This window comes from Cupriavidus sp. GW821-FHT02F09 (assembly GCF_059421605.1).
On record NZ_JBWKVH010000005.1, the window covers coordinates 152475 to 166251 of the forward strand.

Annotated in this window: 11 protein-coding genes; 5 read left to right on the top strand and 6 right to left on the bottom strand. The window is 66.3% G+C overall.

The window, feature by feature from the left end; genetic code table 11:
* Positions 1 to 59: 59 nt before the first annotated feature.
* Positions 60 to 1037 (bottom strand): Bug family tripartite tricarboxylate transporter substrate binding protein, encoded by a 978-nt coding sequence (locus AC07XB_RS08160; protein WP_150984157.1) that lies wholly within the window; start codon positions 1035 to 1037, stop codon positions 60 to 62.
* A gap of 244 nt (positions 1038 to 1281) precedes the next feature.
* Between AC07XB_RS08160 and AC07XB_RS08165 the strand changes: the two genes are divergently transcribed.
* The 3 genes from AC07XB_RS08165 (at position 1282) to AC07XB_RS08175 (ending at position 3447) form a co-directional block, all read left to right on the top strand.
* The gene (locus AC07XB_RS08165) at positions 1282 to 2199 is read left to right on the top strand and encodes a LysR substrate-binding domain-containing protein (protein ID WP_492827686.1); all 918 of its coding nucleotides are present in this window, start codon (positions 1282 to 1284) and stop codon (positions 2197 to 2199) included.
* 150 nt (positions 2200 to 2349) lie between these two features.
* Positions 2350 to 2760 carry a MerR family transcriptional regulator gene (locus AC07XB_RS08170; protein WP_492375109.1) on the top strand — a complete coding sequence of 137 codons (411 nt, stop codon included), beginning with the start codon at positions 2350 to 2352 and terminating at the stop codon, positions 2758 to 2760.
* 60 nt (positions 2761 to 2820) lie between these two features.
* Entirely contained in the window at positions 2821 to 3447 is a 627-nt protein-coding gene (locus AC07XB_RS08175; RefSeq protein WP_492375110.1) for an NAD(P)H-dependent oxidoreductase, read from the top strand.
* Between the two features lie 61 nt (positions 3448 to 3508).
* Here the strand turns inward: AC07XB_RS08175 and AC07XB_RS08180 are convergent, their stop codons facing one another.
* Positions 3509 to 5011 carry a tripartite tricarboxylate transporter permease gene (locus AC07XB_RS08180; protein WP_174422528.1) on the bottom strand — a complete coding sequence of 501 codons (1503 nt, stop codon included), beginning with the start codon at positions 5009 to 5011 and terminating at the stop codon, positions 3509 to 3511.
* Between the two features lie 12 nt (positions 5012 to 5023).
* Positions 5024 to 5485, bottom strand: a complete 462-nt coding sequence (locus tag AC07XB_RS08185; RefSeq protein ID WP_043348382.1) for a tripartite tricarboxylate transporter TctB family protein — start codon at positions 5483 to 5485, stop codon at positions 5024 to 5026.
* A 339-nt stretch (positions 5486 to 5824) separates the two neighbouring features.
* Between AC07XB_RS08185 and AC07XB_RS08190 the strand changes: the two genes are divergently transcribed.
* On the top strand, positions 5825 to 7555 hold the full coding sequence (locus AC07XB_RS08190) for a potassium/proton antiporter (RefSeq protein ID WP_492827684.1): 1731 nt from the start codon (positions 5825 to 5827) through the stop codon (positions 7553 to 7555).
* A gap of 241 nt (positions 7556 to 7796) precedes the next feature.
* On the opposite strand, the gene AC07XB_RS08195 is transcribed toward AC07XB_RS08190, so the two are convergent.
* The 3 genes from AC07XB_RS08195 to AC07XB_RS08205 all read right to left on the bottom strand — a co-directional run bounded on the left by AC07XB_RS08195 (position 7797) and on the right by AC07XB_RS08205 (position 10743).
* The gene (locus tag AC07XB_RS08195) at positions 7797 to 8831 is read right to left on the bottom strand and encodes a tripartite tricarboxylate transporter substrate binding protein (protein ID WP_492375177.1); all 1035 of its coding nucleotides are present in this window, start codon (positions 8829 to 8831) and stop codon (positions 7797 to 7799) included.
* A 76-nt stretch (positions 8832 to 8907) separates the two neighbouring features.
* The gene (locus tag AC07XB_RS08200; RefSeq protein ID WP_150984164.1) at positions 8908 to 9363 is read right to left on the bottom strand and encodes a DUF2214 family protein; all 456 of its coding nucleotides are present in this window, start codon (positions 9361 to 9363) and stop codon (positions 8908 to 8910) included.
* Between the two features lie 159 nt (positions 9364 to 9522).
* Positions 9523 to 10743, bottom strand: coding sequence for a CaiB/BaiF CoA transferase family protein (locus tag AC07XB_RS08205; protein ID WP_253928722.1), 1221 nt, complete (start codon positions 10741 to 10743; stop codon positions 9523 to 9525).
* Between the two features lie 332 nt (positions 10744 to 11075).
* On the opposite strand from AC07XB_RS08205, the gene alaS reads away from it, so the two are divergent.
* Complete coding sequence (gene alaS, locus AC07XB_RS08210) at positions 11076 to 13700, top strand: alanine--tRNA ligase (protein ID WP_492810982.1); 2625 nt, start codon at positions 11076 to 11078, stop codon at positions 13698 to 13700.
* Positions 13701 to 13777: the final 77 nt, after the last annotated feature.

The window sequence follows — 13777 nt, forward strand, 5'->3', positions numbered from 1 at the left end:
TTCGATGCGCTGGCAGCGCTTAGCCGCAATGCCGCGGCGGGCTTGCCAGCGTTCGTACGTTATTCCACGGTGATCTTGCGATCCTTGATCAGCTTACCCCAGCGCGCGCTGTCCTTCTTGACCATAGCGGCGAACTGGGCCGGCGTGCCGCCAACGGGTTCCGCGCCCAGCTTGCCCAGGCGCTCCTTCACGTCGGGCGCCTGGATCGCCTTGTTGAACTCGGCGTTGAGGCGGTTCACCAGCTCGGCCGGCATCTGCTTGGGGCCATAGATGCCGAACCAGGTATCGGACTCGAAGCCGGGCAGGCCGGACTCGCTGGCGGTCGGGATCTCGGGCGCCAGCGGCGAGCGCTTCAGGCTGGTCACGGCCAGCGCCTTGAGCTTGCCGTCTTTCACGTGCGGCAGGCCCGAGACGATGCTGTCGAACAGGATCTGCACCTTGTTGGAGATCAGGTCGGGCACGGCCAGCGCGGTGCCGCGATACGGGATGTGCGTGATGAATACGCCAGCCTGCGCCTTGAAGGCTTCGGCGGTCAGGTGCACCACGGTGCCATTGCCGCTGGACGCGTAGTTCAGCTCGCCCGGATGCTTCTTGGCGTAGTCGATCAGCTCCTTGACGTTCTTCACCGGCAGGCTGTTCGGCACCACCAGCACGTTGGTGGCGATGGCCACCTGGCCGATCGGCGTGAAGTCGGTCTCGGTGTTGTACGGCAGGCGCGTGTTGATGTACGGCCCGATCGAATGCGTGCTGGTAGTGGCGATCAGCAGCGTGTAGCCGTCGGCCGGGGCCTTGGCGGCCATGTCGGAGCCGATGGCGCCGCCGGCGCCGGGCCGGTTGTCGACCACGATCTGCTGGCCCATGTTGGTGCCCACTTTCTGCGCGATGGCGCGAGCCAGCAAATCGGTCGCGCCGCTGGCCGGGAACGGTACGATCAGGCGGATCGGCTTGTTCGGGTAGGTGTCGGCGAGTGCCGGGACGGCGCTCAGCGCAAGTCCCGTGGCGAGGCTCGTGCCAAAGAGGCGCAGCCAGTGTTTCATGGTGATCTCCGGATCGGGGAAGCAAGGCAAACGCAGGCCGGGGCCGGCCCTCGGGCAACACACCCCGCCGCGGATGCTGCCAGGCGGTGCTGCGGATCAATTATTCCGTGCAGGTCATCATAATGAAAGCTAATATTTCTTTCTTATGTCTAAAGGTTTTCTTAAGTATTAGTGCGCCGAATAAGACATACGCCAAGCCACGCACCAAGCGACACACCAAGCCACACATCATGACGTTCTCCCCATGAGCACCATCCGTTTCCTGCGCACCTTCGTTGCCGTGGCCGACCACGGCTCCTTTGCCGCCGCCTCCGAGCGAGTCGCCCTGACCCAGGCCGCGGTCAGCCTGCAGATGCGCGCGCTGGAGATGGAACTGCGCCGCGAACTGTTCGACCGGGGCGGCCGGGTGGTGGCGCTCAATGCCGGTGGGCGCGAGCTGTTGCCGCAGGCGCGCCGCATGCTCGCGCTCTACGACGAGATGCGCTTGCCCCCGGAAGCGCCGGACGCGATGGCCGGCGCGGTAGCGGTGGGCGCGGTGGTGTCGGTCATGGGCGGCCTGTCGCATGTGGTGGCGCGCATGAAGCGCGAATACCCGGCGCTGGACGTGCGCCTGGTCAGCGCCAAGTCGATCGAACTGGCGGCGCAGGTGGAGTCCGGTGAGCTGGACGCGGCGATGCTGGTGGAAGGGGCGGGCCGCCTGCCCGGCACATTGGTGTGGACGCCGCTTTACCAGGAGCCGCTGGTGGCGATTGCTGGGCGCGACAGCCTGGGCACGAACGCGCGCGAAGCGCTGGCGGCCAACCCCTTCCTGCGTTTCGACCGCGGCCAGCGCACCGGCATGCTGGTTGCGCGGGCGCTGCGCCGCGCGCATCTGCGCGTCAATGAGTTCCTCGAGCTGAACTCGATCGAGGCGCTCGTCGAACTGGTGCGTCAGCAGGTCGGCGTGACCGTGGTGCCGTTGCTGCAGCGTGCGCGCTGGCTGGAGGACGAAGCGCTGCGCATCCTGCCGCTGGAAATCGGCGGCGCGCCGGTGCTGCGCACCATCGGCATGCTGGAGCGGCGCGACCAGGCGCGCCGCCACGTCACGGCAGCCGTGCGGGACGCCTGCGCAGGCCTGTTCGATGCCCCTGGCACTGGCGAAAGGCACCTCGGGGGGGCTTGACTCTGCCCCTAAGGGCAAGCCTTACCCTTTGAGGCGCTTGCGGCAAGGTTCGCGCCCAAGGTTCGCGCCATAAGCCAAGCCAGGGCAAGCCGCCGGATGCCACTGGCGTTTCGTGCTTTCGTACCAATACCAATGCAAGGAGGAACGGGGATGTTCATCGGAGAAATTGCCAGGCGCACGGGCGCGTCGCCGAAGGCGATCCGCCACTACGAATCGCTTGGCTTGCTAGGGCAGGTCACGCGCGCCGGCTCATACCGCGTCTACGCGGACGACGCAGTCAGGCAGGTCGGGTTGATCCGGCAGGCGCAGGCCCTGGGCTTTCGCCTGGCCGAGCTGCTCCCGGTGATGGATGCGGGCGCGGGGGAGCCGGACTGGCACCGGCTCGTGCAGCAGGTCGACAGCAAGCGCGCGAGCCTGCGCGAAGAAATCCACAGGTTGCGCAAGCTGGACGCAGAGCTTGGCGAGATCGGCGCGGAAATCCGTGCGTGCCTTGGCCGTGGCGAAGCGCGCGAAGCGGCTAGCGATCCGCCGCACGACGCAATGGCGTGCCCGCAGCCTTGACTCTGCCTCAAGGGGCAAGCCTTACCCTCGCGGCGTCAACCTTTTTTGGAGAGCGTCGCGATGCGGCAGCGAGTACTGGTGATCATGGGTCACCCTTCTAACCATGGCTTGTGCGGCGCCATCGCCAGGACCTATGCGGCCTGCGCCGAAGCCGCGGGGCACGAGGTCCGGCTGCTCAGGCTGGATGTGCTGAAGTTCGATCCCATCCTGCATGCGGGCTACAACGCCATCCAGGGCCTCGAGCCCGATCTGGTCGAGGCACAGGAAGCCATGGCCTGGGCGGGACACCTTGCCTTCGTCTTCCCGATCTGGTGGGGCGGCCCGCCCGCCTTGCTCAAGGGTTTCCTGGACCGCGTGTTGCTGCCCGGCTTCGCCTTCAAGTACCGCGCCGGCAAAGCGTTTCCCGAGCAGCTCCTGAAGGGCCGCTCGGCGCATCTGCTGGTGACCATGGATACGCCGCCCTGGTATTTCAAATGGATCTACCGCATGCCGGGCATCCGCCAGATGCGCAATACCACGCTGGAGTTCTGCGGGATCAAGCCGGTCAGCACCATGGCGTTCGGCCCGGTACTGGGCTCGCAGCCCGGGCAGAGGGATGCCTGGCTGGCGCGAGCCGGCGCGCTCGCCGCCAGCATCCGGGCGCCGCAGCGGGCAAGGCATGAAAAAAGGTGCCTTGCGGCACCTTGAGGGTCTTCTCTGGCATCGTCGCTCGCGGCCGGCACGGATACCGGCCGCGGGACTTGCTCTCTTATTCTTCCTGGAAAGCTTCTTCGCGCTTGTTCTTGATCGACGGCAGTGCCACGATCAGGACCAGCACGGCGGCTGCGATCAGCAGGCCGAGCGACAGCGGGCGGGTCAGGAACACGCTGAACTCGCCGCGCGACAGCAGCAGGGAGCGGCGGAAATTCTCTTCCATCATCGGCCCCAGCACGAAGCCCAGCAGCAACGGCGCCGGCTCGCACTTGAGCTTGATGAACAGGTAGCCGATCACGCCGAAGGCCGCGGTCTGGAACACGTCGAACGTGGTGTTCTGGACCGAGTACACGCCGATGCAGCAGAACACCAGGATGGCCGGGTACAGGTAGCGGTAAGGCACCTTGAGCAACTTGACCCAGATCCCGATCAGCGGCAGGTTCAGGATGATCAGCATGAAGTTACCGATCCACATCGAGGCGATCAGGCCCCAGAACAGCGCGGGGTTGCTGGTCATGACCTGCGGGCCCGGCTGGATGTTGTGGATGGTCATTGCGCCCACCATCAGCGCCATCACGGCGTTGGGCGGAATGCCCAGCGTGAGCAGCGGGATGAAGGAGGTCTGCGCCGCGGCGTTGTTGGCCGATTCCGGACCCGCCACGCCTTCGATGGCGCCCTTGCCGAACTCATGCGAGAACTTCGAGGTCTTCTTTTCCAGCGAGTAGGCTGCAAACGAAGCCAGCGCCGCACCGCCGCCCGGCAGGATGCCCAGCGCGGAGCCCAGGAAGGTGCCGCGAAGCACTGCCGGGATCATGCGCTTGAAGTCTTCCTTGGTCGGGAACAGGTTGGTGATGTGGTCCGTGAAGGTTTCGCGGGCATCTTTTTGTTCCAGGTTCGCGATGATTTCCGCGAAGCCGAACACACCCATGGCGACCGAGACGAAGTTCAGTCCGTCGGTCAGCTCAGGCACGTCGAACGAGAAGCGCGCTGCACCCGAGTTCACGTCGGTGCCGACCAGGCCCAGCAGCAGGCCCAGCACGATCATGGCGATGGCCTTGACCAGCGAGCCCGAAGCCAGCACCACGGCGCCGATCAGGCCCAGCACCATCAGCGAGAAGTACTCGGCAGGGCCGAACTTGAACGCCAGTTCCGACAGCGGCGCTGCGAACGCGGCCAGGATCAGGGTTGCCACGCAGCCGGCGAAGAACGAGCCTAGGCCGGCGGTGGCTAACGCCACCCCCGCTCGCCCTCGCCTGGCCATCTGGTAGCCATCGATGGTAGTCACCACCGACGACGATTCACCCGGCAGGTTGACCAGAATGGCGGTGGTGGAGCCACCGTACTGGGCGCCGTAGTAAATACCGGCCAGCATGATGAGCGCGGCCACCGGCGGCAGCGTGTAGGTCACCGGCAGCAGCATGGCGATGGTGGCCAGAGGCCCCAGGCCCGGCAGCACGCCGATCAGGGTGCCCAGCACGCAGCCCAGGAAGGCGTATGCGAGGTTTTGCAGGGTCAGGGCGGTCGAGAAGCCCAGGCCCAGGTTGGCTAGTAGTTCCATATGGCCGTCTCCTTATCCTGCCAAGAATGCCGGCCACACCGGCATCTGAAGATTGATGCCGTAGACGAAGGCGCCCAGGCTGATGATCACCAGGACGATGGCGTTGACAACGGCACCCTTCCAGCTGAATTCATGGCTGGCCATCGACGACACCAGCACCAGCACCAGCACCGACAGCACCATGCCCAGCGGCTTGAGCATCAGGCCGAACAGCACCACCGAACCCAGGATCCACAGCAAGGTCTTGATGTCCCAGCGTGCGAGCTGGTCTTCTTCCTTCTTGGCGGACAGGGAACTCCACAGCACCAGCGCGCCCAGCAAGGCGAGCACGATGCCGAGCCAGAACGGGAAATACCCGGGGCCCATCTTCGCGGCAGTACCCATGGAATACCCGCGTGCGACCCAGGAAAAGCTGAATCCGACCAGGATGAACATCAGGCCGGAGGCAAAGTCCTTTTGGCTACGAATGCGCAAAATGATTCTCCTCGAAAAAACTGCTTGAAATCCGTGCGGCTAAGGATGTTGCGGTGCGTCAAAAGCGCGCGCGCAACCGTCCCGCCGCTGGCAGGGAGGAAATTAAGGGGAAGACCTTTCAGCTACCTTTCAGATGTCTGCAAAAATGGTCAATCTGCGGGTATCTCCCTAGGAGACATCCAGGGGCCGCTTGCTTCGTTGCCGGGTGCCGCTTTCACGTCTGCGCGGCAGAGTGGTCATAGGGCTGCGCTATCATCGACGGCTGCACTGCCGTTGCCGATGCGTGCGCAGCCCGTGGCCGATGCGGCACGGCATGAAAAGGTAAAAGGGAAAGCCGTTTTGGAAAGCATTGACCATGTCATCCTGATCGGCGCCGTCGTGATGTCGCTGGGCATTGTGGTGGGCGCCTTCTCGGCGCGCGCGGGCGTGCCTTTCCTGCTTGTCTTTTTATCGGTCGGCATGCTGGCCGGCGTGGATGGCCCCGGCGGCATCCGCTTCTCCAATACCTGGCTGAGCTTCCTGGTCGGCAATCTCGCGCTGGCGGTGATCCTGCTCGATGGTGGCTTGCGCACCCGGCTGGCCACCTTCCGGGTGGCGCTGAAACCCTCGCTGTCGCTGGCGACCGTCGGCGTGCTGGTCACGACCGGCCTGGTGGGCCTGTTTGCCGCCTGGGTGCTGGAGATCGACTGGAAGCTGGGCCTGCTGCTGGGCGCCATCGTCGGCTCGACCGATGCCGCGGCGGTGTTCTCGCTGCTCAATACCAGCGGCATCCGGCTCAAGGAGCGGGTGGCGAGCGTGCTGGAAATCGAATCCGGCATCAACGACCCGATGGCGATCTTCCTGACCCTCACCCTGATCGACTGGATCGCCGCGCCCGCGGGCCTGAGCCCCGGCGCGCTGTTGTGGCGCCTGGTGGTGCAGTTCGGGGTCGGCGGATTGCTCGGATTAGGCCTGGGCTACTGCATGGCCAACGTAATGGAGCGCATCCGCGTAGCCGAAGGCCTGCAGGCCATCCTGCTGTGCTCGGGCGGCGCCATGGTGTTCGCCATCGTGCAGACGGCGGGCGGTAGCGGCTTCCTGGCCGTCTACCTGACCGGCATCCTGGTGGGCAACCGCGACCGCGCGGTAGGCCCCGACACCATGCGGGCGATGGATGGCATGGCCTGGCTGTCGCAGTCCGCGATGTTCCTGCTGCTTGGCCTGCTGGTGGCGCCGCACCGGATCTGGGAAGTGGCGCTGCCGGCGGTGGCGGTGGCGGCATTCCTGATGCTGGTGGCGCGCCCGGCGGCGGTCTGGCTGGCGCTGCTGCCGTTTCGTTTCAGCGCCCGGGAGAAGGGCTTCGTGGCCTGGATGGGCTTGCGTGGGGCGGTGCCTATCGTGCTGGCACTGTTTCCCATGCTGCAGGGCATGCCTGATTCCGGCTTGCTGTTTCGCATCGCCTTTGCGGTGGTGCTGGCCAGCCTGCTGCTGCAGGGCACCACCGTGCCGCTGGCGGCGCGGCTGGCGCGCGTGCTGCGTCCCGCCTATCCGGAGCCCGTGGCCCGCTCGCGGCTGCAGGGCACCCATGCGCCGGCGCTGGAGGTGATGCAGTTCAGGGTCGAGGCTGATTCGCCGATTGAAAACCTGCGCGCCGACCAGCTCGAGTTGCCGCCCCGTTGCCGGCTGCTGACCGTGGTGCGGGACAAAGCGCTGGCTGCGCCCGATCAGACCGTGCTGCGGGCTGGGGACATGGTGTCGATCCTGGCGCCGGGGACCAGCGTGCCGATGCTGGCGCTGTTGTTCCATCGGCCTGGGCCGGCACCTGCCTGGGGCAAGGCTAGCCATGATTTCCTGCTGTCCGGGGAGGCCATGCTGCGGGATGTGGCGGGGCTTTACGGGACGCGGGAGTTGAGCCCTGCCGAGGCGGCACGGACACTGGAGGTCGCTTTGCAGGAGGCCTTTACATCACCACCAGTGGAGGGTGATGCCGTGGAGATCGCCGGGCTGAAGCTGACGGTGACGCGGATGGATGGGCCGCGGATTATTCAGGTGGGGTTGTTGTTGCCGCGCGCGGAGCCGGGAGCGATCTGACAAAGCAGGATTTGCGCCGGTGGTCTCCCCTCTCCCACTTGTGGGAGAGGGGCTGGGGGAGAGGGCGGGCGCTCGGTGCGCCTGCGTGCTGGAAAAAACCACGGGCTTAGCTTGAAGTGGCTCCTAGCTAAGCCACCCCTCTCCCCGGCCCTCTCCCCCTGAGGGGCGAGGGAGAGACAGCCGTCGTCATGGCGCGCGGCTTTGGCCCGGCTGGCGGCTTCGGCAAATGTCTCGAGGCGGATCAATCCACCTTGGCGCCCGACACCTTCACGATCTGCGCGTACTTCTTCAGCTCGCGCTGCACCAGTGCGCCGAACTGCTCCGGCGTGGTTGGTGCCGGCTGGGCGCCGATGCGGGCCAGCTTTGCCTTCATGTCGTCGGTCTTGAGAATGGCGACGATCTCGTGGTTGAGGCGGTCGACGATCTCTTTCGGGGTGTTGGCCGGGGCGAACACCCCGAACCACGTGGAAATGTCGAAGCCTTCCAGGCCGAGCCCCTTGCCGGCTTCCGCGATAGTGGGCAGCTCGGGCAGGGCGGCGGCGCGGGTGGCGGTGGTGACGGCGAACGCCTTGAGCTTGCCGGCCTTGATGTTGGCCGCCGCGGAGGCGAGGTTATCGAAGATCATGTCGGTCTGGCCGGACAGCACCGACAGCTGCGCAGGCGAGGCGCCGTTGTAGGGGATGTGGACCATGCTGACCTTGGCCATGCTCTTGAACAGCTCGCCCGACAAATGTCCCGCGCTGCCGTTGCCGCCCGAGGCGTAGTCCAGCTTGCCGGGGTTCTTGCGCGCGTATTCCACCAGCTCACGCACATTGTTGATATGCAGTTCGGCAGCCTTGCCGGGATGCATGACGAGTACGTTGGGCACGTCGGCCACCAGCGTGATCGGGCTGAAGTCCTTCACCGGGTCGTACGGCATCTTGGCGAAGAGGCTGGGGTTGATGGCGTGGGTGGCCACGGCGCCCATCACGATGGTGTAACCGTCGGCCGGCTGCTTGGCCACGTAGTCGGCGCCGATATTGCCGCCGGCGCCCGGGCGGTTTTCCACCACCACGGGCTGGCCCAGGCTGTCCTTGAGCTTGTCGCCGATAGCGCGCGCCACCGTGTCCAGCGGGCCGCCGGCCGGGTAGGGCACGACGAACTTGAGCGGCTTGGTCGGGTAGGCGGCTGCCGCTGCGGAAGCCGGCGCGGCGCTAAAGGCGCTAAATGCGATAAGGGTGCCGATAGCGGGCAGGGCGGCGGCGAGCAGCGCCGCGGCGAGTTTTTTCTTTAGCATGGAGATACGTCGGGTTGGATCGGGAATCTGGGTGCGCCAGGCGCCCTGGGGCATCTGGCGGCGAGGGCGCTGCGGCCTATTTCATGCCGATGCCGCGCGCCATCATTACCGCGCACAGCGGCAGCAGGATCAGCAGGTGGGCCTGGATCATGACCCAGCGCCGCGCGGACTTCAGTTCGGCGGGCATGGGCACGAAGTCCGGCAAGCTGCGCGCCTGGCGGCGCCACCGCTGGATGGCGAAGGTGGGCGGCAGCGAGCACAGGGCGATCACCACGAACACGGTGATCTTGGCGTGGAACCACGGGTTGTGCAGGTAGAACTGTGCGCCCTTGGCGCCGTAGAACAGCCGCAGCAGGCCGGTTGCCAGCACCGCCATGGCAGTGAGGAAGTAGAGCAGGTCGTAGATCGACAGGCGCTTGAGCACGGGCGGCGTCATGCCGGGGCGCAGCACGACCGCCTCGGCGGTCATCAGGGCGATCAGCAGGAAGATGAAGGTGTAGTGCAGGAAGGCCAGCAGGGCGTCGGTCAGCATCCAAACTCCTTTTGTGGTCAGGCATGCGCCGTACGCCGGCGCGCGCGGTGTCAGGGTTCTTGCTTTTTCTCGCTACGGCAACGGTTATGGGAACAACGACGACAAACTCCGGCTCGCCGCCCGCGCGCCGCCACTGCAGGCACACAGGCGGCCAGCACCTTACAGCACGCCCTTGGCGCGCAGCGCGGCTATCTGCTCCGGCGTGTAGCCCAGCATGTCGCCAAGCACGGCGTCGGTGTGCTCGCCCAGCAGCGGCGGGTGGCGCACGGCCTCGGGCGGCGTCGCGCTCATCTTGATCGGGCTGCCCACCAGCTTGACCTCGCCGGCGCTCGGGTGCGGCAGGTCCACGCGCAGGCCGCGCGCCTTGACCTGGGCATCCTCGAACACGTCGTCCAGCGTGTTGATCGGGCCGCAGGGCACGCCGGCGGCTTCCAGGTCGAGGATCCACTGGGCGCGGGTGCGCGGCTTGACCATGTCGGCGAGGATCGGCACCAGCACATCGCGATGCGCAACCCGCTGCGGGTTGGTGGCGAAGCGCGGGTCGTCGGCCAGTTCGGGGCGCCCGCCGGCAACGACGAACTTGCGGAACTGGCCGTCGTTGCCCACCGCCACGATGATCCAGCCGTCGGCCGCCTGGAAGGTCTGGTAGGGGACGATATTGGGGTGCGCGTTGCCCCAGCGCCTGGGCGCTTCGCCGCTGGCCAGGTAGTTGGTGTTCATGTTGGCCAGCATGGCCACCTGCACGTCGAGCAGGGCCATGTCGATGTACTGGCCTTCGCCGGTGCGCTCGCGGTGGGCCAGCGCGGCCAGCACGGCGATGGTGGCGTACTGCCCGGTCATCAGGTCGGAGATGGCCACGCCGGCCTTCTGCGGGCCGCCGCCGGGCAGGTCGTCGCGCTCGCCGGTCAGGCTCATGAAGCCGCCCATGCCCTGGATGATGAAGTCGTAGCCCGGGCGCGCCGCGTAGGGGCCGGTCTGGCCGAAGCCGGTCACCGAGCAATAGATCAGGCCCGGCTTGATCGCCTTGAGGGAGTCGTAGTCCAGCCCGTACTTCTTCAGCTGGCCGACCTTGTAGTTCTCCAGCACCACATCGCTCTGGGCGGCCAGCGCGCGCACCAGTTCCTGGCCCTCGGGCGTGCTGATATCGCAGGTCACCGAGCGCTTGTTGCGGTTGGCGGCCAGGTAATAGGCAGCTTCCGCGGTATCGCGGCCTTCGCCGTCCTGCAGCCAGGGCGGGCCCCAGGTGCGGGTATCGTCGCCGGCGCCGGGGCGCTCGATCTTGATCACGTCGGCGCCGAAGTCGGCAAGGTTCTGGGCGCACCATGGCCCGGCGAGAACGCGGGTCAGGTCGAGGACGCGGAGGTGGCTTAAAGCTCCCATGGGGTGTATTGCGGATCCGGCAAGGGGTGGGCGAGGGAAGGCCGGGCGGCCCCGCCGTCTGGTCTGGGTGGCGGCTTGCAGGGCAATCGGAGGCTGGCGCGAAACCAGGCTCGGGGGCGTCCGGCTGGGACAGCCAGCACTTTACCACCGGCAGGCCGCCGGGCGCACATCGCGGCCGGCCCGGATCGCGGCGGCGCGCGGTATTGCGGGCGGCGCAAGGCGAATCCCCGGCGGAATGCCGCGCGCTCAGGCTTCCCCGTATAATCAACGGTTTGCAAAACCATCTTGACCGACAGCGCCCTGCCACGACGTGGGACGCCCTTGCCCAGAACATGAAAGTCTCCGACATCCGCAGCAAGTTCCTGCAGTACTTCGAATCGAAGGGCCATACCGTGGTCCGCTCGTCCAGCCTGGTGCCGGGGAACGATCCGACGTTGCTGTTTACCAACTCCGGCATGGTGCAGTTCAAGGACGTGTTCCTGGGCACCGACAAGCGCCCGTACACCCGCGCGACCTCGTCGCAGCGCTCGGTGCGCGCCGGCGGCAAGCACAACGACCTGGAGAACGTGGGTTACACCGCGCGTCACCACACCTTCTTTGAAATGCTCGGCAACTTCTCGTTTGGCGACTATTTCAAGCGCGAGGCGATCCAGTACGCGTGGGAGCTGCTGACCAAGGTCTACCAGCTGCCGGCCGAGAAGCTGTGGGTCACGGTGTACGCGGAAGACGACGAAGCCTATGACATCTGGGCCAAGGAAGTCGGCGTGCCGCCCGAGCGCATCGTGCGCATCGGCGACAACAAGGGCGCGCGCTACGCCTCCGACAACTTCTGGCAGATGGCCGACACCGGCCCCTGCGGCCCGTGCTCGGAAATCTTCTACGACCACGGCCCTGACGTGTGGGGCGGCCCCCCGGGATCTCCCGAGGAAGACGGCGACCGCTACATCGAGATCTGGAACCTGGTATTCATGCAGTTCAACCGGGACGAGCAAGGCAATATGCCGCGCCTGCCCAAGCCCTGCGTCGACACCGGCATGGGCCTGGAGCGCATCGCCGCGGTGCTGCAGCACGTGCACAGCAACTATGAGATCGACCTGTTCCAGGCACTGATCAAGGGCGCTGCGCGCGAGACCGGCACCACCGATCTCAACAACAATTCGCTGAAGGTCATCGCCGACCACATCCGCGCGTGCTCCTTCCTGATCGTCGACGGTGTGATCCCCGGCAATGAAGGCCGCGGCTACGTGCTGCGCCGTATCATCCGCCGCGCCATCCGCCACGGCTACAAGCTGGGCCGCAAGACCCCGTTCTTCCACAAGCTGGTGGGCGATCTGGTGGGTCAGATGGGCGAAGCCTATCCGGAACTGTCCGACGCCGAATCGCGCGTCGTGGAGGTGCTCAAGGCAGAAGAGGAACGCTTCTTCGAAACCATCGAGAACGGCATGTCCATCCTTGACTCGGCACTGGCCGACGTCAAGGCCAAGGGCGGTACCGTGCTCGACGGCGAACTTGCCTTCAAGCTGCACGACACCTTTGGCTTCCCGCTGGACCTGACGCAGGACGTGTGCCGCGAGCAGGAAATGACGGTGGACGAAGCCGCCTTCGACGCGGCCATGAACCGCCAGCGCGAGCAGGCCCGCGCCGCCGGCAAGTTCAAGATGGCGGCCGGCCTGGAGTACAAGGGCGACAAGACCACCTTCCACGGCTACGAAAAGCTGGGCGTGGACGGTGCGAAGATCACCGCGCTGTATGTGGACGGCGCATCCGTCGACACGATGCAGCCCGGCCAGACCGGCGTGATCGTGCTGGATAACACGCCGTTCTACGCCGAGTCCGGCGGCCAGGCCGGCGATCAGGGCGAACTGAAGAGCGGCAGCGCCGTGTTCAGCGTGGTCGATACCACCAAGGTGCAGGCCGATGTGTTCGGCCACCAGGGCACCCTGGCGGGCGGCGCGCTCAAGGTGGGCGACAGCGTCACCGCGCAGGTGGATGCGCAGCGCCGCGCGCGCACCGTGCGCAACCACTCGGCCACCCACCTGATGCACAAGGCATTGCGTGAAGTGCTGGGCAGCCACGTGCAGCAGAAGGGCTCGCTGGTCGACGCGGACAAGACCCGCTTTGACTTCTCGCACAACGCGCCGATGACCGACGAGCAGATCCGTCGCGTCGAGGAGATCGTCAACGCCGAGATCCTGCAGAACGCAGCTACCGGTGCTGAAGTCATGCCCTTCGACGACGCGGTCAAGAGCGGCGCGATGGCGCTGTTCGGCGAGAAGTACGCCGACGACGTGCGCGTGCTGTCGATCGGCAGCTCCAAGGAACTGTGCGGCGGCACCCACGTGACCCGCACCGGCGATATCGGTGTGTTCAAGATCGTGGTGGAAAGCGGCGTGGCAGCGGGCATCCGCCGCGTCGAAGCCATCACCGGCGACAACGCGCTGCATTACCTGCAAGCACTGGACGCCAAGCTGAACGAAGCCGCCGCCGCGCTCAAGGCGCAGCCGTCCGAACTGGTGCCGCGTATCGGGCAGGTGCAGGAACAAGTGCGCGCGCTGGAGAAGGAACTGGAGCGCCTCAAGAGCAAGCTGGCTGCTTCGCAAGGCGACGAGCTGGCGGCGCAGGCCATCGACGTCAAGGGCATCAAGGTGCTGGCCGCACAGCTCGACGGCGCCGACGTCAAGACGCTGCGCGAAACCATGGACAAGCTCAAGGACAAGCTGGGCACCGCGGCCATCGTGCTAGGCGCGGTGGCCGACGGCAAGGTCAGCCTGATCGCTGGGGTGACCGCCGATGCCACCGCCAAGGTCAAGGCCGGCGAGCTGGTCAACTTTGTCGCGCAGCAGGTCGGCGGCAAGGGCGGCGGCCGTCCGGACATGGCGCAAGCTGGCGGCACGGAGCCGGCCAACCTGCCCAAGGCGCTGGCAGGTGTCGGCGAGTGGGTCGCGGGCAAGGTTTGAGGCAGGTCTGAGGCAGATCTGAGGCATTCGCCGAAGCCGAGGAATGGGCCAAAGCCGCGTGCCATGACGACGGCTGT

Coding starts and splice junctions, on each gene's coding strand:
- AC07XB_RS08160 (WP_150984157.1), bottom strand. CDS start 1,037: ATGAAACACTGGCTGCGCCTCTTTGGCACGAGCCTCGCCACGGGACTT.
- AC07XB_RS08165 (WP_492827686.1), top strand. CDS start 1,282: ATGAGCACCATCCGTTTCCTGCGCACCTTCGTTGCCGTGGCCGACCAC.
- AC07XB_RS08170 (WP_492375109.1), top strand. CDS start 2,350: ATGTTCATCGGAGAAATTGCCAGGCGCACGGGCGCGTCGCCGAAGGCG.
- AC07XB_RS08175 (WP_492375110.1), top strand. CDS start 2,821: ATGCGGCAGCGAGTACTGGTGATCATGGGTCACCCTTCTAACCATGGC.
- AC07XB_RS08180 (WP_174422528.1), bottom strand. CDS start 5,011: ATGGAACTACTAGCCAACCTGGGCCTGGGCTTCTCGACCGCCCTGACC.
- AC07XB_RS08195 (WP_492375177.1), bottom strand. CDS start 8,831: ATGCTAAAGAAAAAACTCGCCGCGGCGCTGCTCGCCGCCGCCCTGCCC.
- AC07XB_RS08200 (WP_150984164.1), bottom strand. CDS start 9,363: ATGCTGACCGACGCCCTGCTGGCCTTCCTGCACTACACCTTCATCTTC.
- AC07XB_RS08205 (WP_253928722.1), bottom strand. CDS start 10,743: ATGGGAGCTTTAAGCCACCTCCGCGTCCTCGACCTGACCCGCGTTCTC.
- alaS (WP_492810982.1), top strand. CDS start 11,076: ATGAAAGTCTCCGACATCCGCAGCAAGTTCCTGCAGTACTTCGAATCG.